The 18,316-nt window shown below is 65.0% G+C and carries 18 protein-coding genes; 7 read left to right on the top strand and 11 right to left on the bottom strand.

All coding sequences use genetic code 11. The annotated features are described in order from the left end of the window. Nucleotides 1-24 precede the first annotated feature (24 nt). Nucleotides 25-1,629 carry an FAD-binding domain-containing protein gene (locus tag C442_RS04525; protein ID WP_008308190.1) on the bottom strand — a complete coding sequence of 535 codons (1,605 nt, stop codon included), beginning with the start codon at nucleotides 1,627-1,629 and terminating at the stop codon, nucleotides 25-27. Nucleotides 1,630-1,765: 136 nt separating this feature from the next. Here C442_RS04525 and C442_RS04520 point away from each other — a divergent pair, with 136 nt between their 5' ends. Then, nucleotides 1,766-2,278, top strand: a complete 513-nt coding sequence (locus tag C442_RS04520) for a hypothetical protein (RefSeq protein WP_008308189.1) — start codon at nucleotides 1,766-1,768, stop codon at nucleotides 2,276-2,278. A 58-nt stretch (nucleotides 2,279-2,336) separates the two neighbouring features. Here C442_RS04520 and C442_RS04515 read toward each other — a convergent pair whose 3' ends face one another. The 7 genes from C442_RS04515 to C442_RS04485 are packed head-to-tail and all read right to left on the bottom strand — an operon-like array spanning nucleotide 2,337 to nucleotide 9,245. Then, nucleotides 2,337-2,870: a DUF7261 family protein gene (locus C442_RS04515; protein WP_008308188.1), complete on the bottom strand. Its 534-nt coding sequence runs from the start codon at nucleotides 2,868-2,870 to the stop codon at nucleotides 2,337-2,339. Next, nucleotides 2,867-3,271: a DUF7262 family protein gene (locus C442_RS04510; protein WP_008308187.1), complete on the bottom strand. Its 405-nt coding sequence runs from the start codon at nucleotides 3,269-3,271 to the stop codon at nucleotides 2,867-2,869. The genes C442_RS04515 and C442_RS04510 overlap by 4 nt, the downstream gene beginning before the upstream one ends. Next, entirely contained in the window at nucleotides 3,264-3,968 is a 705-nt protein-coding gene (locus tag C442_RS04505; protein ID WP_008308185.1) for a DUF7263 family protein, read from the bottom strand. The genes C442_RS04510 and C442_RS04505 overlap by 8 nt, the downstream gene beginning before the upstream one ends. Next, entirely contained in the window at nucleotides 3,965-4,411 is a 447-nt protein-coding gene (locus tag C442_RS04500) for a DUF7266 family protein (protein ID WP_008308184.1), read from the bottom strand. Before C442_RS04500 ends, C442_RS04505 begins: the two co-directional genes overlap by 4 nt. Further along, on the bottom strand, nucleotides 4,404-5,129 hold the full coding sequence (locus C442_RS04495) for a DUF7289 family protein (RefSeq protein ID WP_008308182.1): 726 nt from the start codon (nucleotides 5,127-5,129) through the stop codon (nucleotides 4,404-4,406). Before C442_RS04495 ends, C442_RS04500 begins: the two co-directional genes overlap by 8 nt. Next, the gene (locus C442_RS04490) at nucleotides 5,126-7,018 is read right to left on the bottom strand and encodes a type II secretion system F family protein (RefSeq protein WP_008308180.1); all 1,893 of its coding nucleotides are present in this window, start codon (nucleotides 7,016-7,018) and stop codon (nucleotides 5,126-5,128) included. Before C442_RS04490 ends, C442_RS04495 begins: the two co-directional genes overlap by 4 nt. Continuing rightward, entirely contained in the window at nucleotides 7,008-9,245 is a 2,238-nt protein-coding gene (locus C442_RS04485) for a type II/IV secretion system ATPase subunit (RefSeq protein WP_008308178.1), read from the bottom strand. The genes C442_RS04490 and C442_RS04485 overlap by 11 nt, the downstream gene beginning before the upstream one ends. 376 nt (nucleotides 9,246-9,621) lie before the next feature. On the opposite strand from C442_RS04485, the gene C442_RS04480 reads away from it, so the two are divergent. The 5 genes from C442_RS04480 (at nucleotide 9,622) to C442_RS04460 (ending at nucleotide 14,186) form a co-directional block, all read left to right on the top strand. Further along, nucleotides 9,622-10,143 (top strand): hypothetical protein, encoded by a 522-nt coding sequence (locus tag C442_RS04480; protein WP_008308176.1) that lies wholly within the window; start codon nucleotides 9,622-9,624, stop codon nucleotides 10,141-10,143. Nucleotides 10,144-10,226: 83 nt separating this feature from the next. Continuing rightward, entirely contained in the window at nucleotides 10,227-10,904 is a 678-nt protein-coding gene (locus tag C442_RS04475) for a helix-turn-helix domain-containing protein (protein WP_008308173.1), read from the top strand. A 96-nt stretch (nucleotides 10,905-11,000) separates the two neighbouring features. Then, a complete protein-coding gene (locus tag C442_RS04470; RefSeq protein WP_008308172.1) occupies nucleotides 11,001-11,774 on the top strand; it encodes an SDR family oxidoreductase in 774 nt (257 codons plus the stop codon). Nucleotides 11,775-12,023: 249 nt separating this feature from the next. Beyond that, nucleotides 12,024-13,247, top strand: a complete 1,224-nt coding sequence (locus C442_RS04465) for an FAD-dependent oxidoreductase (RefSeq protein ID WP_008308171.1) — start codon at nucleotides 12,024-12,026, stop codon at nucleotides 13,245-13,247. A gap of 87 nt (nucleotides 13,248-13,334) precedes the next feature. Next, a complete protein-coding gene (locus C442_RS04460; RefSeq protein ID WP_008308170.1) occupies nucleotides 13,335-14,186 on the top strand; it encodes a translation initiation factor eIF-2B in 852 nt (283 codons plus the stop codon). A gap of 6 nt (nucleotides 14,187-14,192) precedes the next feature. Here the strand turns inward: C442_RS04460 and malQ are convergent, their stop codons facing one another. After that, nucleotides 14,193-15,689, bottom strand: a complete 1,497-nt coding sequence (gene malQ, locus C442_RS04455; RefSeq protein ID WP_080504280.1) for a 4-alpha-glucanotransferase — start codon at nucleotides 15,687-15,689, stop codon at nucleotides 14,193-14,195. A gap of 135 nt (nucleotides 15,690-15,824) precedes the next feature. Here malQ and C442_RS04450 point away from each other — a divergent pair, with 135 nt between their 5' ends. Beyond that, on the top strand, nucleotides 15,825-16,880 hold the full coding sequence (locus tag C442_RS04450; protein WP_008308168.1) for a glycosyltransferase family 4 protein: 1,056 nt from the start codon (nucleotides 15,825-15,827) through the stop codon (nucleotides 16,878-16,880). A gap of 14 nt (nucleotides 16,881-16,894) precedes the next feature. Here C442_RS04450 and C442_RS04445 read toward each other — a convergent pair whose 3' ends face one another. Both C442_RS04445 and C442_RS04440 read right to left on the bottom strand, forming a co-directional pair. After that, nucleotides 16,895-17,224 carry a DUF7510 family protein gene (locus tag C442_RS04445; RefSeq protein ID WP_008308167.1) on the bottom strand — a complete coding sequence of 110 codons (330 nt, stop codon included), beginning with the start codon at nucleotides 17,222-17,224 and terminating at the stop codon, nucleotides 16,895-16,897. A 129-nt stretch (nucleotides 17,225-17,353) separates the two neighbouring features. Beyond that, nucleotides 17,354-18,298 carry a sugar phosphate nucleotidyltransferase gene (locus tag C442_RS04440; protein ID WP_008308165.1) on the bottom strand — a complete coding sequence of 315 codons (945 nt, stop codon included), beginning with the start codon at nucleotides 18,296-18,298 and terminating at the stop codon, nucleotides 17,354-17,356. Nucleotides 18,299-18,316 lie beyond the last annotated feature (18 nt).

Genomic DNA, 18,316 nt, shown 5'->3' with positions numbered 1-18,316 from the left:
GGCAACACTGAACGAATTGTGGAGCTACTCGTCGCCGAACGAGCCGAGGGTGCTTTGGGTCCCGCCGTCTTCCGCGCCGTTCGACGCATCCGTCCCGTGTTCCGCGGCGATACGTGCAGCGGCTTCGCGGCCGCCGGAGAAGGAGGCGTGGCGCGCGATGGCGGGGTCCCGCAGGGCGTCGGCCGCGTCGGCGCTGACGTCCTCGTAACGCCTGCGAAACGCCTGTCTAGCCGCGTCGTAGTCGACGACCGGGTGCGGGTAGTCTTCGCCAATGCTGACGCCACAGGATGCCTGTACGTGGACCGGCGTCCCCTCGGGCCGGTCGAGGTACTCGTCGGGGAGCGAATCGAGTTCGGGCACCCACCGACGGATGAACTCGCCGTCCGGGTCCTGATCGCGGACCTGCTTTCGGGGGTTGTACAGCCGGAGCGTCGGCTTGCCGATCAGGCCGCACTGGGACTGCCACTGTGTGTAGTTGATCGCCGCCGAGGCGTCAATGAGGTGATGGGAGAACCAGTCCGCGCCGATCCGCCAGGGCTGCTGGAGCAGGTGATAGTAGACCGAGGCACACATCGCCCGCATCCGGAAGTTGAGCCAGCCGGTCTCTTTGAGACACCGCATCGACGCGTCGACCATCGGAAACCCGGTCCGTCCGTACTTCCATGCTTCCACCAGCTCGGGGTCGTACTGCGCCGCGTTGAACCCCTCGAACACCGGGTTCACCGCCGCATCGAGCCAGCCGGGCCAGTCTTCGAGTTTCTGTTCGTAGTGCTTGTTCCAGAACAGCCGCGAGACGAACATCTCTTTCCCGCGGCTGTCGGGGGCGTGGGCCTCGATGTACTGGATGACTTGCCGCACGGAGAGACAACCGAACGCGAGATACGGCGAGAGCCCGCTGGTCCCGTCTCGCGCGTCCGTCGGCGCGGAGATGTTCCCCGGATAGTCGTCGATCCGCTCGACGAACGCCGACAGCCGTTCGCGCGCTGGCCCGGTCCCGCCGCGGGGCACGTCGGATTTCGACGGCGTGACGCCGTAGTGGTCCTCGATTGTGCTGATGTCGATGCCGGTATCGAAGCTCCGTGAGGTGACCGTGCTCGGGTCCCAATCGTACTGGTCGGCGGAGAACCACGCCGACACGTCGTCCTGCCACCTGTCGCGGGTCTCCGCTCGGTCCCGAACCAGCCCGTCGCCGTCGACGAATGTCACGTCACACTGTTCCCGGACGCGCCGGTCTCGCTCCCGACCGTAGCGTCCTGTCGGAACGGCCATCGTCACGATGTCCCAGCCGGCCTCGCGGAACCGCCCCAGCACGTCCACCGGGTCCCCGTGGGCGTAAGTGAGCCCGCGACCAGTCGCGGTGTGGTACTGGTCTGAGAGGTCGGCCAGACAGTCGTGCAGGAACCGGATACGGCTGTCACAGGCGAGGCCGTCCGCACCGTAGAACGCCGGGTCGAACACGAACAGCGGAAGCACGTACTCGGACGCTGCGGCCCTCGCTACCGCGGCCTGATCGCGAATCCGAAGGTGTTCGCGATGCCAGACAACCGTGCCGGACGCATCGCTCTCAAGCGTCGGAATCGCGTCTTGCCGTGGCGCGTCCAGCGTCTCGTCCGATTCCAGTCCCGGCATACGCGCTATTGGTTCAGCATTGGACCACAGGCACCACTGTCTTTCGTCTCTCGAAGCCACAGTGTTCGAGAGGGGGACTGGAGAACCACGACCGGCTACCAGAAGGGTTACACCGCGGGACCCGCGCTAGTCGATAATGGAATTCGAGTCCACACGCCGTCGATTCATCGAACTCGCCGGAGCGAGCGCGACAGTGTCGCTCGCCGGCTGTAACGCCCTCCAGGGTGGCGACGGAGACGGAGCGAACACGGGTACAGGGCCACAGAGCCAGAGCGCGGACGCGGACTCCGCGACGGTGACGGTCGTGGTCGAACCGGACCAGACACAGTTGCGGGAACGACAGCAGGAGATCCAATCCGAACTCCAGGCAGGGAATCTCACACAGAGCGAGGCACAGGCCGAATACCGTACCGCACAGGAGAACCTTGCCGAAGACGCAATCACCTCGTTCGAGGAGCGCGCGACGTCTGACCTCGGTCTCACTGTCGACGATTCTATTTCCGAAGCAGGTGCGCTGCTGGTCACCGGTCCACCAGCCGGCCTCATCGATACCCTTTCAATCGAGAGTGTCACCGGGATCCTCTCACAGGCGACGTTCGAACAGATCCGATCCCAGGCTCGAACCGAGACGCCGGGAGCATCCGAGTAACGGGCACTACGGACTGTCTACTGATTTTCCGCGAGTAGTGCCGTTTTTGTTCGGACGCTCACCGCGAGGACTGACCGCTGGTCGCTAGAACCACGGTGACGGTGGTTTCGCCGCGTTCGGTTGTCGTCGTCACGTCGAAGCCGACGGCGAGAACGTGCGTGCGGCCTACCCGGTCCTGAGCAACGACGCCGCGATCGGCGACGCAGTCCCCGAACTGGCGGTCCGGCCCGGACGGACAGTTCACGTCTTTCCACTGCCGTGTTGCAGTACCGTTGTAGGTTATATTGTAGTGGACACCGTCTTCGATTCGGGAGGTCTGGAGTCGGTCGAGCCGAGGCTGCAACCCCGTCCGAACGGCCGTCACTGCCGAATCGTTCGCGGCCCAAGCGTACTGGCTCGGGATGGACGTGCTCTCTGTCGCGACGGCTCGCTCAAGGACCCGAAGCGCGTCAGCCGAGGGATCGTCGTCGTAGTCGGCCGTCGCCCGAACGTCGTCGTGATAGCCCAGTTGCAGGGACGCAAAGAGAATCGGGACAAGTGCCACAGCCACAACGGTGGCCGCAACGAGGACTAGCTGTCCGCGCCGGGTCATGCGTACCACACGATGATTTGGACACTCCCGTGTCCTGTCGGTACAGTTGCGGTCCCAGTGCTGACGCCCTGTGGCGTCGGTGTTCCGACCGCTCCGTGCGGTGTTTCGACCCGGAAGAGGACGTTGTCGGGCAGGATACGGGCGACCCGGTTCGAAAGCGCGTCCCGTTCGCGGTCGAACGCCGTCGGACTCGACACGATCTCCTGCAGTCGCGTCGCTCCGCTGTGTCGCGGCGGGTCGTTAGCCAGCAGCGCCGCCGTATCGGAGGCGTAGGCGTCGAGCTGTGGCCCCTGCCGGTCCGGCGCTGGTGTCCCCAGGGCAAACCCGAGCGCGACGCCGAGAATCAGTACTGTCCCGAGGGCAACTTCCACGAGCGACAGCGGCAGCTGGGCTCTACGCATCGACGGTCACCACCAGGGTTTCCTTCGTCGACTGCGGGGCGTCGTACGCTACGGTCACGTTCCCGGGTTCGAGTCGGCCGGCGCGCTGGAAGCGCAGTTCCGTCGTCTCGTAAGGGACCAGTGGGACCTCATAGCTGCCGTCCAGCCCGCTTCGGTTATGCAGGACGACCCGGTCGTTAGCGCGGACCGTCCAGACGGTCGTGCCGGCCGGCGGGTCGATGGTTACAGTGGCCTGCGCGCTCCGACGGGGGAGCATCACTGCGTCGGTCGTCGTGAGGTCGGGCGTGAGGGTGCGTTGCTCCCGAGACTCGACTACGACGAGTCGGCTGATTCGTGTCCCGCTGTGAACCGTGCCGCTACGTGCGATCTCCTCGTCAGCCAACTCGACGCTGACCGCGTACTCACCGGCCGGCGGTGCGCTCTCCTCCAACGCCGACTGGTCGAAGTCGTCCACCCGAGATTTGTTGAGGACGTTGCTCCGGGCGGCCAGTGGACCGTCCGTCGCGACGAGCCGGTCAGCGATAGCGGCGGCGACCCGACGCTCGTCAGGAGTCCGGTCCGCGCCGGCAATCGCGGTGTCAGCCATCGCGACCCCCAGTCCGGTGACGACAGTCAACAGCACGAGCGCGATGCCCAGCGCTGGTAGCGACGTCTGTGCGCGAGTAGAATGGGCACAGCGACGGTTCGGCGCGGTCATCGCTCAGCCTCCAGTGTCACCGTCACGCTCCCCCGCGTTCCGGAGACAGCGACGACGGTCGGACTGCCGCTCTGCCACTCGCCTTCGAAGGTATCGACTCTGTCGGGCAACAATGGCTGTGTTCGGCCACCGATTTCGGGATCAGGGTGGTCGAGGACGAGAGCATCCCCGTCAGTCCGGATGCTGTATCCTGCTCCGTCGATGGTCTCCGGCAGCGATACCCGAACAGTTGCCGAGGCAGTCCGAGCATCCGGCGGGATAGCCTGCTCGACGCGGGCCGTCGCTTCGGCGAGCGTCCGGTCGCCGAGTTCCGCCCCGACGGCGGATTGGTACGCTGGGACAGTGCCGCCGTACAGCGTGGTCGTCACTAGTCCGATGTACAACAGCACGAGCCCCATGCTCAGCAGTTTCTCGACGACGGTGCTGAGCGCGCGATTATCCATGCCCCACCTCCGTCCGCATATCGTGGCGAACTAGATACAGCGTCCGGCGGCCCGGGAACGTCGCCACGACGCTCTGAACGCCGTCGCCGTCGATATCCCTGACTCGCGTGGTTGCACCGACACGCTGGAAGTACTCGGTGAACGGACGGGGCGTCTCCGTCTCGATAGCCACGCTATAGTTGTCGGCCGGGAGCCGTTCGCGTTCGTGGCTGACGTTCTGGCGAATGCCCGCAGACACACCGCCGGCCCCGGACACCGTGCCGCCGCTGGCGTTGACGAGCGGTGCGCCGACGATGACCGCCGTGTCGTCCCGCGTCGCCGTCACCGGCGGGTCCGATTCGAGCCAGGCGTTACCCTGCGTGCCGCGCACGACGCTTCCGCCGAGAAAGCGAACGCGGTTGTCGCCGGAGTCGTACACTATCGCGTCGATGGGGACCGTCCGCTGAACTCCGGAATCATTGAGGACTCGGAGTTCTCGCTCTACCGTCGTCAGCCGCCCCTCCGTGAACCGGACGCGAGCGGTCTGCTGGCCCGTCTGCTCGACCGGCCGGAACGCCGTCTCGAACGTGTTGGCGACGCGGGTCTCGTCGGCAGTCGCAGTGTGGCCGTCGACGACGGTTCCGACGACAGCCGTCAGTCCACCGAGCGCGACGACGGTCAGCCCCAGCAGCAACACCACGCCGACGACGTGTGACTGGGCGTCAGTGTCGAACCTCAAATCAGACCAGCCCCCGCGAAGACGACGTAGGCGATGAGTACCAGTCCAGAAGAGTGCAACAGCGCTTCGTAGGCCCCGCGACTCGCCGTGCCGGCGAACCAGCCACAGGCCAGCATCGTCGCTTGCGTGACGACGTAGAACCGATGTTGCTCCCGTGCGGGTTTGATTGCAGTCGGATCGAACGCGATGTTCGCGCCGCCCGAAACTGCCGACAGTTGTGCGAAGCTATCGAGGACGTAGACGTTGACGGCGACGGTGATACCGATAACGAGCAGTGCTGTCGTCCAGCCGACCGCAACGTAGACCAGCAGGGCCGAACGGATGGATTTCCGCAGATGGTAGAGTTGTCCTATCTCTGTCTGGAGCGTCTCGAAGACGTCCTCCGCATCGCTCCCCGTATCCAGCGCGCCGACGACCAGCCCGATGGTCTGTTCGGCCATCGGCGTGCCGACACGGTCGACGAACTGGTCAAGCGCCGCGGCCCGGCGGTCGGCCGCGGAGTCGCCGGGACTGTCACCGAGTGAGAGCGTGAACGCGAGCGACTGGACGTCACTGGCGAGCGCACCGAGCTCCACGTCGTCGGCGACACGCCGGACTGCCTCGGGAAACGGACGGCCCAGCGCGACGTGGCCGGCGACGGCGTGAACGAAGTCCTGAATCTCTCGGTCTTTCGCGTCGTCCGCTCTGGCCCGGCGGACCGTTACCACACCGACGGGGACGCCAACGGTGGCATACGAGAGGAGTGCAACGTTGACCGGACGGTAGCCCAGCGACCAGAGGCCAGCAGCGACCACGGCTCCCAGCGGGACGCAGGCGAGGAGTGCGCTCGCGGGATTCGAGGGGATGGTTGTGAGTATCGCAACGGGGCCGTCCGGCAGGCTGTAACTCGGGGCGGCCGTGTTGCGTGGCCGGAGCGTAGCCACGACGAAGGCCGCCAGCAAGCCGGCGGCCAGCACGAACGCCGCACTGCCGTAGACGACGATGGCACGGACAGTCGTCTCGCCGAGCGGCGTGGGAACTGGTTCGGAGAGGCCGGGCGCAAGAATGCCCATCACAGTGACGATGAGAACCACGAGCGCCGGCAACACCAGCAACACGACGAATAGCTCCGCAAGCAGTTCGAGATAGCCGGTCGCCCGTTCGTGCTGCCGGCTCTGCTCGTGGGAGAGTAAGCGGCCCTCCATCTCCAGGTACCCCTCAAGCGCCTCGGCGCTCTGGTTCGCGTGTTCGCGGAACTTCAGCAGAAACGGTGCAAGCAGGTCCCGTGAAGGGGTTTCGCTTGCGACCCGCTCGATACCGGTGTCGAGACTGCCGGTGAGAATGCCCTGATTGAGCGCGCGCCGGAAGGCGACCGCCGTCTCGCCGTATGCGTCCTGTTCGGCAACGGCGCGGAGCATCTCGCGCCGGTCGTGGGTTCCGGAGGCGAGCACTCTGAGGTATCGGACTGCGCCGGGGAGCGTGGCCGCGATGTCGGCGCTCCGGGCGCTCGCGACCCACGAGAGATATCGGTTCCCGGCGACGAACACGCCCCGCTTGAGCGCGAGTCCAGCGACGGTTCCGATGCCGGTGGCCACGAGAAGTCGAGGGACTTCCGGCAGCGCCAGCCGATTGATGACCGGGAGGCTCTGCTGGAGCACCGCGACGAACGAGTCGAAGGTCCCCGGCGGCACGAGCATCGCTGTCGTCGCGGTTCCGACGACACCCACAACGAGCGCCAGCCACGACAGCCCGTACACTCTGGCGACGTAGACGCCGAAGCCGGCGCTCGGATAGGCGGCCCGGTAGCGGTCGCGGGTGCTCGCGTGCCGGTCGTCCTCGGCGTGGTGGGCGAACAGAGCGTACAGGCCCCGGTCGAGCAAGCCAAGTGTCCCGCCGCCCTCAGTCGTCACCCGTACTGACCTCCAGTTGCGGGTCGTCGGGCGTCCCGGCCTGTCGCCGCAGTCGCTCGACGGTCGCTGCCTCGTTCGTCTCTAAGTCGGCCAGGACGCCGAACAGGTCGTCGAAGTCGGTCAGCCCCTCCTGGACGAGATACTGCACGTAGCGATGGCGGCGGTGGAACGCGTCCTCGACGGCCGACACTGGTTCGTCCCGGAGGTCCGAAAGTCGGTCGAGAATGCCGGTGTCGACCCGCCGCTGCTCGTCGCCGAACTGCGGGTGGTCGTAGGCGAGTTCGAAGCTTCCGTCCGGTCGCCGCCAGCAGACGCTGTTCCAGTGGATGGTCGTCCCGTCCTTGTGTATCGTCCCGCTCCGGTCGGTTCCGCTCTCGACCATCGATGGGTCGTCGACGAACTCGACCACTTCGCCGACGTAGCGCTCTCCGCCGACGTGGCGGGGGAACACGACCAGGTCGATCTCTTCGAGCAGGTAGGTCGGCAAGCCCTTCTCGATGACGCGGTTGACCAGCGACTCGATATCGTCGGCGTGGGTCGTCCCGATGACGCCGTGGCCGGTGTTGAGCGTTTCAGCGAAGGTTTCGAACGACGCGGCCGTGTTGATCTCCGCGATGACCTCGACATCGGGGTTCAGGTAATTGCACTGTGTCATCAGGTCGGCCATCGTCACGCGGCGGTGGTCCCGCTCGTGGTCTCTCGTGGTGAGCGAGACGCCGGTCTCGTGTGGAATCCGAACCTCACGCGACCCTTCGTCGATACTGATGGGACGGTCCCGATACGGGATAAACGGCATATGCGCGTTCATAAGGGTCGTTTTGCCGGCTCCCGTGGGTCCCGAAAAGAGGACCACGCCATGAGACTCGTACAGGAGCCACAGTAGCGCGACGAGTTCCGTCGGCAGTGAGTTCCGCTGGACTAAGTCGACCGGCGTCATCGCGTCGCTCGACTGTTTGCGGATGGAGATGTGTGGACCGCCTTCGCTGATAGTCGGTAAGGCAACTGCACAGCGGATGGTGTCGTCGGCGTCGTGGAGGGCGTCCCCGTCCGGGTCGATGTTGACCTTCGCGCTCGGGTTCGAGGCGTTGAGTTCGACGCCGTCGTCGGCGGCCAGTTGCGTGACGACGTTGACGAAGGCCGCCTCGGAGTCGAAAGCGAGATTGGTCGGTACCCGGCCGTCGTGGCCGAGATCGGCGCGTGGGAGGACCTTCACGCGCTCGTCGACGCGGTTCGCCTCGATGTCTTCCAGCGTGTGGTCCCGGATCGGGACAGTGAGCTTACCGTAGCCGACGAGATCACGAAGCACGTAGTACAGCAGGTCGTCGAGGCGGTCGTCGGCGAACCGATGGTCGACCGGTGGCACGGCCAGGTCGAGTTCGGCCAGCGCCGACCGGAGCCGGTAGCGGACGGCGTCGACCCATTCGGTCGTGTTGCGGACGGTCAACTGCCGGGCCAGGAGCGAGCGAGCACGCTCCCGTACGAACTCGACACGGTCCTGGACGACGCCGTCGACGCCGGTCTCCCAGACGCGCTCCTTGCACACCTCGATGAGCTGCTCGTCGCCGGGGAGCAGGTCCGGCTCTCGGACCGCGTACTTCGTCGTGAACGGGTCGGCACCGAGGAGATGCTCGCGGTAGACGACGACCGGAATCTCGAAGCCCTGGAACCGGACGGTGTGGCGCTCGACACGCTCGCTCGCGAAGCGGTTCAGATACGCCGGGTCCGGGCCAAGGTCGGTCTCGGCCGGGGCGTAATCGTCGGTATGGACGACGACGCCGTCGTTGGTCACGTCAGCAACGTCGATTCGGGAGTCCAGTGCGTACGGGGTCAGGTCGTCGAAGCACGCCAGCGACGAGAGCGCGTGGTACTCGATTCGACGACGGCTCGCCGGCGACGCGTCGATCAGTCGGTCGATGACCCGTCGGTGTTTCGCGTCGAACCCCCCGTTCATCCGCTCGACGGCCCCCTCACGCGTCCGTGGTCGCTCGATGTTCGCACCTGCGAAGTGTGATTCGACAGTCGACAGTGCGTCAGCCTCTGCCGCTGAAAGTACCGGATCACGGACATCGTACCGGAACCCGCTGCGTTCCCGTCGGACGGTCACGACGACGCCCGGATACACCTCGTCTTGCTCACGAACGTCCGGCGCGTACCAGGCGTCGGCGGCGTCCGGTGGCGTCGGTGCGGGAACCACCGGTGCGGTCTCCGTGCCAGCCTGTGCGGTCATACGCAGTTTTAAACTAGCTATTGTACTTAAAGTTGTAGACTTAGTTTTGCGGAATTTAATTAAAATATAATCTCCCTATATGGAGAATGTGAGTTGGAGTACAGACCATGAAAACACTCTGTCAGCATAGAGGCATACGAGCACAATAGGGGTGTCTGATAACATCAAAAACCACTAATTAGGAGATATGATCCCGCTTCCGGGTCCGCTCTCTCCCATAACTCGGTGTTTCGAGATATGCACCAGAATTATCATAACTGTGCCAGCGGCTCAGTTCACTTGGATGAAAGGAAAGGAGTCAGCGACGAGCAACGATAGCACAAAATCGGCAACTACCACACGACGACGGCTCCTCAAAGGAACACTTGGCACAGCAGTGACCGCGGCCGCGGTTCCGCGCCTGAGCGGCGTCGCGGCGGCCCACTTCCCGGTCGAGATCACGGTCGACGTCCAGCCCGAGAACGCGGAGAACTTCATCGACCTGTCGGAACACGACACCATCACCGTCGCAGTCGAGCAGTCAGAGTTCGTCAACAGCGACGGGGACAGCGAGACCTTCGACCCCACGGAGCGGGCCGTCCGCTATCGGTTCGGCTCGCGTCTCGCGCTGGAAGACGGCGAGGGGGCGCGCCCCGTCGAGGATGGCGAGATCAGGGAACCGGACGACGATGCTGAGGACAGCCAGGCGTCGCTCGTTCTCACGTTCCCAGTCGATGAGATGGGCTTCGATGGTGGGGAGGAGACAGCATGGCTGTACTGGGAGCGGGACGAATCCGGGAACCACGGGTACGCGGGCTTCGATTCCGTGCGGGTGTATCGTGGGCAGCCCGCAAGCCGCTCGTTAATCGAACAGCTACAGCGATTGCTGAGTGGTGAGACAGCGTCCAGTTCTGACTGAGCGGCTGCGAACCGGAGCGGGGCTGTCAGTGCGCCTGTAATCGTGATGCTGGCGACTATATACGTCGACTCCGATGGCACGCTATGGCCATCGTTGCTGAAATCCTCCTCGCAGACGAGACGCTTCCGCTGGTCGGTGTGGCAGACTCGATTCCGAGCGGCGAACTCTCGATTTCGAACGCCGTCGGCCTCGAAGACGGACGACTGCTGCTTACAGTTAGCGTCGACGCTGGCTCCAGCGACGCCTTCGAGCGAGAACTCGACGCGCGGCCACAGATCACCGACGCGGCGGATATCGGGCAGACGGCCGATGGTTGGTTCTACAAGGTGGTCGTCGACAACGCACCGGATCTCATCGCGTCACACGACCCGGAGGAGTTCGAGGGCGTTGCGATGGATGCGACGGTGACCGGCGACGGGATACGGGAACAGAAGGTGTTCTCCGACTACGACGCGTTCAGTGCGCTACGGGACCGCTGTGCGGTCAACGACATCCCGCTCGAACTACTGCACATCGCTTCGGACCCCGAGAACCCCGGGGAACGCGACCAGTTCGGCCTCACGGACAGGCAGTATCGGGCGATGTCCGTCGCCCTCTCCTCGGGGTACTACGACTCACCGCGTCGGTGCTCGACAGCGGAACTCGCCGACAAACTCGACGTGTCGGCCGCCGCGGCCTCTGACCTCTTGCGTCGAGCCGAAAAACAACTCATCAGTTCGACAGTCGGCCCCGACCAGTTCCGGAACGCGCTCGCACAGTAGCCGCCAGCTTGTTCGACTGCGCTATCGCGGCAAGTATATAAATGGGCTTATCAGTAAGCAAAGGACGCTCGTGGCTGTCGCACCTACTGCACAGCGATGTCAGACGAATCTGCGGCAGACGACCAGGACGCACAGCGGCTTGCAGGCGACGTGGCGATTGTAACCGGCGCGTCATCGGGAATCGGTGAGGCGACTGCGGAGGCACTGGCCGACGCGGGCGCGAGCGTAGCGCTGGCGGCCCGCCGCGCTGACGAGCTGGAGGCTCTGGCGGACCGGATCGAATCGGCTGGCGGGGATGCACTGGTTGTGCCGACCGACGTGACCGACGAGGACGACATCGAGTCGCTGGTCGACGCGACGACCGACGAGTACGGTCGTATCGACATCCTCGTCAACAACGCCGGCGTGATGCTCCTCGAACCGCTGGAGCGGGCAGATCGCTCGAACCTCCGGCAGATGGTCGAGGTGAACCTGCTCGGACTGATGAACCTCACCCACGCAGTGCTTCCGGTCATGCAAGAGCAGGAGAGCGGCCACGTCGTCAACGTCTCCTCCGTCGCGGGACGCCGAGCCTCGGCCGATTCGAGCGGCTACAACGCGACAAAGTTCGGGGTGAACGCGTTCACCGAGGCAGTCCGGCAGGAAGTGACGACACAGGGCATCCGGACGACGGTTATCGAACCGGGTGCGGTCGATACGGAACTCGCGACACACGTTCCGGACGAGCAGGTGCTTGAGCGGTTCGCGGAGATGGACCTCCCGATGCTCCATCCCGACGATATCGCTCGCGGCATCGTGTACGCGACGAGCCAGCCCGCCCGCGTGGACGTGAACGAACTCCTGATTAGACCGACCGGACAGGATATCTGATCGAGAGTCGCGTTCTTGCTGAGGAGAGAAGTGCAGTAAGCAACGCAGAGACGGAGCGGCCACCATTTACGCGGTCACACAGCCGACGACGACGGCTACTGGAACCGTGTCTCACCCGTTCGATCGGTAGCACTTTACCGGGTTCGTGTCCACCGACCCCGGTCAGTTTCCCGGCGATGAAACTGGACGCACAGTTGTCGAAACCCCCGGTATCGGAGGAATCTTACGTCGTCTACCCTAACCAGACACATGGCAATTGAGACGGATGTCCTCGTCGTCGGTGGTGGCGCGACCGGCGCTGGCGTCGCTCGTGACCTCGCACTCCGTGGCATCGACGTGACGCTTGTCGAGCGTGACGGGCTGACAAGCGGTACCTCCGGACGCTCGCACGGACTGCTGCACAGCGGTGCCCGCTACGCCGAGGCAGACCGGGTCGGTGCCGAGGAGTGCATCACCGAAAACCGGATACTCAAGGACATCGCCGGGGCCTGCATCCGTGACACCGGGGGCCTGTTCGTCCAGCTCGCCGAGGACGACCCCGACTACTTCGAGGCCAAGCGGGCGGCCTGTGAGGATATCGGCATCCCCGTAGAGACGCTGGACAGCGATGCAGCCCAAGAGCGGGTGCCCGACCTCGCCGCGGAGGTCGAGCGCGCGTTCGAAGTCCCGGACGCCGTCATCTACCCGTCCCGGCTCGTCGCCGCGAACGCCGCAGACGCCCGCGAACACGGCGCGGACATTCACCCACACGCGCCCGTTGAAGACGTGCTCGTGGCGGACGGGCAGGTAACCGGCGTGCGGGTCGGCGGGGCGGTCGGCGATACCATCGAGGCCGACTACGTCGTCAACGCGACCGGTGCCTGGGCGGGCCGGTTCGCCGCGATGGCCGGCCTCGACGTCGAGATGCAACCGACGCGGGGCGTGATGGTCTCCGTCGAGTACGACGACCTCGGGCCGGTACTCAACCGCTGCCGGGACCCCGACGACGGCGACATCGTCGTCCCACACGAGCGCGAGGCTGTCCTCGGAACGACGAGCGTCCCCGTCCGCGACCCGGACGAGTACGAGACGGAGCAGTGGGAAATCGAGGAGAGCATCGAAGAGTGTGCGGCGATGCTGCCGCCAGTTGCAGACGCCCCCGAGGTCCGAACCTGGTGGGGCATCCGACCGTTGTACGCCCCAGACGAGGACGAGCGCGGCGGCCGCGGCATCTCGCGTGGCTTCTTCCTGCTCGACCACGCCGACGACGGCGTCGACAACATGGCGAGCATCGTCGGCGGTAAACTGACCACCTACCGGCAGATGGCCGAGGCGACGGCCGACCTCGTCTGTGACGGCCTCGGCGTCGATGCAGACTGCCGGACTGCGGACCGGAGGCTCCCGGGCGTCGACGACCCGGAGCGGTTGGATGCGCTCGTGGCCGAGTTCGACGGTCAGGGACCGACCGACGAGGACGTGGTCGGGTCGGTGTGACCACGCCCGTCGTGGCCCGTTGCAAGCCGCGGGAACGGGCTGTCAGCCGGCTGTAGCGTTATAAGGGAGGCAACCGCACGTACACTCATGATAAACGAGACCGTGCGGCAGATCGAGGAGATGGAGACACAGAGTTCCTCGATTGCCGCCGTGAAAGCTGCGAAGGCGCTCCGCGAGCTAACAGACCGCGAGTGCCACACGGTCGAGGACTTCCTCCGCGTGGTCGAGCGCAACAGTAGCGCGCTCCAGCGGGCGAACCGCTCGCACGCGCCGCTGTACACCACACAGCAACGCATCGTCACAGACCTGAAAGACGCTGACCCCGACTCTGTCTCGTCGGCCAAGGAGCGATTGCTCGACACAATCGACGAGGTCGTCACGGAAATCGAGACCAGCAAGGACCGCGCGGCGGAGCGGGCGGCGACGCTCATCGACGACGGCGACGTGCTGGTGACTCACGAGAACTCCTCGACGGTGATGGCGACGCTCATGGCGGCGCTTGACGACGGCAAGGAGTTCCACCTGTACGCCAGAGAGTCGCGGCCGCATTTCCTGGGCCGTCGGACTGCCCGCCAGTTGGCCGACCGGGACGGGGCCGACGTGACGCTCATCGTCGACGGCGCGGCGGGCCACTACCTCTCGGAGGCCGACCGCGTCTTCGTCGGGATGAACTGCCTCATCGACGACGTGGTGTACAACCGCATCGGAACGTTGCCGCTGGCCGCGACGGCCAACGAGATGGACGTCCCCGTGACCGTCGTCGGGACCTCGTCGAAGTTTATCGGGAGCGGCTTCACCTTCAGGAACACGTTCCGGCAAGGGGCCGACGTGATGCTCGAACCGCCGGAGGGGTTCGACATCGGGAACCCGGGCTACGACGCGACGCCGACCCGGCTGCTCGATACGGTCGTCACGGAAGACGGCATCCTCCAGTTCTGAAGGTATTTAGCGGATCGTTCTGTCGGTGACTTGGCGGAGCCGCTCGGCAACATCGGCGTCGAGGGCCGCTTCGCTCACCCGCCACTGCCAGTTCCCGGTCGCCGTGCCGGGGACGTTGAACCGGGCGTCGCTGTCGAGGCCGAGCAGGTCCTGCATGGTCGTCATCGCGACGACGGCGTTCGAGTTCCACACCGCCTCGATGAGGTCCCAGTTGATTTCGTCGCCGTCGGTGCCAAGGTTGTAGTGGAGACAGTCGCGCTGGCGGTCCGAAAGGTCGCGATAGTAGCCGACGATGGTGTCGGTATCGTGGGTCGAGGTGTAGCCGACGGCAGACTCCGGGTAGTGCATCGGCTGGTACATGTGCCCCTCCTCGCACCAGTCGGCGTACTGCGGCACGCGCATGCCGGGGAAGCCGAACTGGTCCCGGAGCGCGACGATGCTCTCGTCGAGAAAGCCCAGGTCCTCGACGAAAAAGGGCAGGTCGCCGAGCCTGTCCCTGACCGTCTCGAAGAAGTGCGCGCCGGGGCCGTCGCGCCACTGCCCGGCGGCCGGGTCGTCCGCTTCGGCCGGAATCGACCAGAACTCGTCGAAGCCCTTGAAGTGGTCGATGCGGGCGATGTCGACGAGGTCGAACAGCCGTTCGAAGCGGTCGACCCACCAGCCGTAGTCGTTCGCACGGAGGGCGTCCCAGTCGTAGACGGGGTTCCCCCACCGCTGGCCGTCGTCGCCGGGATTGGGCGGGACGCCCGCCACCGCTGCAGGGTGGTGGTCGTCGTCAAGTCGGAACACCTCTGGATACGCCCAGACATCCGCCGAGTCGAGGCCGACGTAGATGGGAAGGTCACCGACGAGGCCAATGTCCCGCTCGGCCGCGTACTCGGCCAGCGCCTGCCACTGGCTGTCGAAGCACCACTGGACGAACTTGTGGTAGCGCACGTCGTCGGCCAGTTCGTCCCGGTATCGCTCCACGGCCGCCGGCTCTCGCGTTCTGATATCGTCCGGCCAGTCCATCCAGCCGGCATCGTCGAACTCGGCTTTCAGCGCCGTGAACAGCGCGTAGTCGTCCAGCCAGCCGGCCTCGCGCTCGCAGAACTCGGCGAACGACTGCTGGTCCGCGTCGCTTGCGCTCTCGTCGAAGCTCTCGTACGCGTCCCGGAGCCGGGCCTCCTTGAACTCGGTCACGCGGTCGTACTTGACGTGCTGTTGTGAGAAATCCTCAGGCGGGTCGATCTCGTCCGCTGTGAGATAGCCGCGGTCGACGAGGTCGCGGAGGTCGATGAGCAGCGGGTTTCCGGCGAAGGCGGACGACGACTGGTACGGAGAGTTTCCGTGGATGCTCGCCGTGGGACCGAGGGGACAGAACTGCCACAGCGACTGGTCGGCCCGGTCGAGGAAGTCGACGAACGCCCGTGCACCAGCACCGAGGTCGCCGATGCCGTGCGGTCCCGGGAGCGACGTTTGGTGGAGAAACACGCCACTCTGCCGTTCGAATTGCATACGCACCTGTTGCTCTGACAGGCATTTCAATGGGCGGGGTCGGTGACTGCCATCGTGTCTGCTTGCGGGGCCGGAGAAGGGCGCACGCAAACATATATATTGTATCCATTTGATGCTATGGTGAGAGAGCCAGTTACAGAGATGCCACCGAACGTTCTGATGCTTGGCTGGGGGTTCCCACCCAACATCACCGGCGGGCTTGATACCGCTATCGGGGAGCTGTTCGAACAGCTCGAACCGAGAGACGACGTCGAGTTCGAACTGGTGTTGCCCGCGGAGTACGCGCCGCCGGACCGCGACGGCATCCACGGCGTCTCGACGGGAAGCGGCGACATCATCACCCGCATCGGCCGGCTGGCCGGGGAGTTCGCCGACGAGGCGGCCGACGCCGACATTATCCACACGAACGACTGGTTCGGCTACAACCCCGGTTCGCGAGCCAAATCGGCCCACGACGTCGAATGGATCTCGACCTTCCACTCGCTGTCGGCGGACCGGAACGTGACCCCGCCACAGCGGGAAGTCGAGACGGAACAGCGGGTCGCCAACCGCTCCGACCACCTCGTCGCGGTGAGCGAGTTCACGCAGCGACGGATCCGCGAGCAGTACGACGCCGACTCGACGGTCATCTACAACGGGTTCTCGTCGGTGGAGCCGACGGGCCGGGACATCAAAGCGGAACTCGGTATCGACGGGAAGATGCTGTTTTTCGTCGGCCGACACACCGACCAGAAAGGGCTGTCGTACCTGCTGTACGCGCTCTCGAAGCTCGGTCGGGACGACGTCAGCCTGGTACTCGGTGGCTCGGGGCATCTCACTGAACAGCTCGAACGGTTCGCGGAGCTGCTGGGCGTCGAGGACCGAGTCTACTTCCCGGGGTATCTCCCCCAGTCGGAACTCGGGGACTACTACAACAGCGCGGACCTGTTCGTCTCGCCCTCGCTGGCGGAGCCGTTCGGCATCACCATCGTCGAAGCGCTGTCGGTCGGGACGCGCGTCGTCGCCTGCGAGAGCGGGGCCGCCGAACTCCTCAACGAGGACTGCGTCATCGAAGTCGAACCCGATTCGGACTCCATCGCCGAGGGGATCGAGCACGCGCTATCGCTGTCGACACCCATCGACTACGATGTTCGGACCTGGGAGGAAGTAGCCGACGAACACGTCGAGTTCTACCACGAGGTTCTGAACGACGCCTGACGGTGGCCGGGCGTTCACCGGAGGAAGCGAACGTCCGTGACCGGTTCCGGATGAACGATCAGATAGCCGTCGGCGGTCGGCTCCAGCCCCGTTACGGATGTCGTATCGGTTTGGGTCCGATAGGGGCTGTCGGCGGTCCCGTCAGCCGACTGGTAGGGGCTGTCGTACGGTGTCTGCCTGTCCTCTGGGGGGCGGTCGAAGTCCTCCGGCGGCAGGTATATCTTCTCGCCCGATTTCGAGCGGACCACGACGGCCGTGTCGCGGTCGCCCGAGACGTCGATTCTGGTCCGGCCGTCGTCGATTGTCATCTCGAACGTGACTGGCTCCGTTTCTGATTGTGCCATGTTGTCAAGTAGCTTGCGTACGGCGAGTAAACGGCGCTGTGTCACTTAGTCCTTCGCCAGCGGTGTGGTGGCTGGCGGCGAATCGTGTCGCGTCCTGTACTCGAACGGTGGCCCCATCGCCGCGAGCCATCAGCGGTTGATGATGAGCGACCCGGACATGTTGTACCCCTCGACGTGGACGTCCTCACCGAGAATCGTTTCGTCGATATCGCAGTCGTGGACCTCGGCGTCCGGGAAGACGATGGCCCGGTCGAGGCTGCTGTCGGTCACTTCCGCCCCGGCCATCACATGGACGGTGTCACCGATCTCGGAGTTCTCGACGGTCGCGTCGGGGTGGATGAGCGACCCGCCATCGAGTTTCCACTCGACCGTTTCGAAGTACGACTCCGGCGTCCCGATGTCGAACCAGACGTCGTCGAAGGTGAACGCGGACACCGGCTCCTGCTGTTGCAGCCAGTCGATGTACCAGCCCGGTTCGTCGGGGTTGTTGTCGCCCGAGAGGTACTCCTCGAAGCGGAGCGAATCGGCCGGGAAGGCGTAGCAGGCAATCGAGACGAGCGTGCTCTTGGGGTTGTCAGGCTTCTCCTGGAAGTCGACGACGCGCTCGCCGTCGAGTTCGACGAGCCCGTAGGACTTGGCTTTCTCCCGTGAGCCCACGTCGTAGGCGGCGAGTGCCGGCCCGTCGCGCTCCTCGAAGAAATCCAGAAACTCCGATGGGTCGAAGCCGATGAGGTTGTCGCCACCGATGACAAACAGGTCGTCGTCGATACCCTCGCGGTCGATCAGTTGCGCGAGCGCGCCGACGACGCCGAACTTCTCGTCTTCGTCCGCTGTGCTCTCGACGGAGAGCTGGACCTTCTCGTAGCCCATCTCGTCGATGTGAGCCTCGAACTCGTCGGCGAAGGCCTCGTTCGTGCTCAGGTACGTCGTCTCGATTCGGTCGTCGGCTTCGAGTGATTGCAGAACTCCATCGATAACCGTCGTCTCGCCGACCGGGAGCAGCATCTTCGGTCGACGACGGGTGATCGGCCACAGCCGTGTCGCGTAGCCGCCAGCTAGAACTATCGCGTCCATATCCCACAGTCAGACCCG

Origin of the sequence: Haloarcula amylolytica JCM 13557 (assembly GCF_000336615.1) — an archaeon.
In the GTDB taxonomy this organism is placed as follows: Archaea; Halobacteriota; Halobacteria; order Halobacteriales; family Haloarculaceae; genus Haloarcula; species Haloarcula amylolytica.
This window is presented reverse-complemented; position numbering and strand designations above follow the sequence as displayed.